This is a genomic window from Halalkalibacter wakoensis JCM 9140 (assembly GCF_000513095.1).
Classification (GTDB): Bacteria; Bacillota; Bacilli; order Bacillales; family Bacillaceae_D; genus Halalkalibacter; species Halalkalibacter wakoensis.
The window spans coordinates 1-875 of sequence record NZ_BAUT01000176.1; the positions used below are offsets into that span (position 1 = coordinate 1).

Annotated in this window: 2 protein-coding genes; one reads left to right on the forward strand and one right to left on the reverse strand. The window is 40.3% G+C overall.

Annotated features, from left to right (window positions below; all coding sequences use genetic code 11):
* Positions 1 to 87: 87 nt before the first annotated feature.
* On the reverse strand, positions 88 to 393 hold the full coding sequence (locus JCM9140_RS22135; protein ID WP_034751853.1) for a YuzD family protein: 306 nt from the start codon (positions 391 to 393) through the stop codon (positions 88 to 90).
* 198 nt (positions 394 to 591) lie between these two features.
* Here JCM9140_RS22135 and JCM9140_RS22140 point away from each other — a divergent pair, with 198 nt between their 5' ends.
* A complete protein-coding gene (locus JCM9140_RS22140; protein WP_034751854.1) occupies positions 592 to 831 on the forward strand; it encodes a NifU family protein in 240 nt (79 codons plus the stop codon).
* Positions 832 to 875 lie beyond the last annotated feature (44 nt).

Sequence of the window (875 nt, forward strand, 5' to 3'; positions counted from 1 at the left end):
CCCACAGGCGCAGCCGAGGAGGCTCACCACCTCCCCGCGGAAAGCGAGTGGCTGCAGCGCAATGGAACGATCATGAGGAGAACATTCTTACATAGTAGATAACTCTTCAATTTTCCCGTAAATTTCCTTAAGCTTTGGATTTCCTTCTGCTACCACATTTCCTTCCAACACTACCAATGGATAAAAAAATTCATCGTCTTTTATCGCATCTGCGTAATATTGATGATCTTGATTCTGCTGCGATTGATCAATATCCACATATTCAAAAACAAAAGGGATTTGTGGATATTTTCTTGATACAGCTGCTTCTAACCATTCCATCGTCTCTTTTGCAGTTGGAAGATGGATACAACTTGCACACTTTTCCTCTGCACCGTAAACGGTTATCTTCACTTTGCCTCATCCTTTCACGATCTCAAAACACTCACATATCATTATAAAACAAAACAATAATGAACGGTACATGCCTCTCTTCACTCATTTTTCTTCTCATTCCAATATTTCACCTGTTCATTCGCGTAAAATCAAGCACAATCATGGATTTTTTCTTCAAACACCCTTATAATAGGTAGTAGAAAGGAGTTGTTTTATATGTCAACAAGTACTGAAATGGTTGAACAAGTTAGTGAAGTATTAGATAAGCTCCGTCCTTTCTTGCTACGTGATGGTGGAGACGTTGAGCTCGTAGAAGTAGAAGATGGAATTGTAAAGGTTCGTCTTCTTGGTGCATGCGGTTCTTGCCCAAGTTCAACAATTACGCTTAAAGCAGGTATTGAGCGTGCTCTTCTTGAAGAAGTTCCAGGAGTAAAGGAAATTGAGCAAGTCTTCTAATAAGAAACCGCCCGGCAAATTGTCGGGCGGTTTTTCATTTTACA

What these genes read in the sequence shown, in the direction of transcription:
- JCM9140_RS22140 (WP_034751854.1), top strand. Translation starts at nt 592, where the DNA reads ATGTCAACAAGTACTGAAATGGTTGAACAAGTTAGTGAAGTATTAGAT.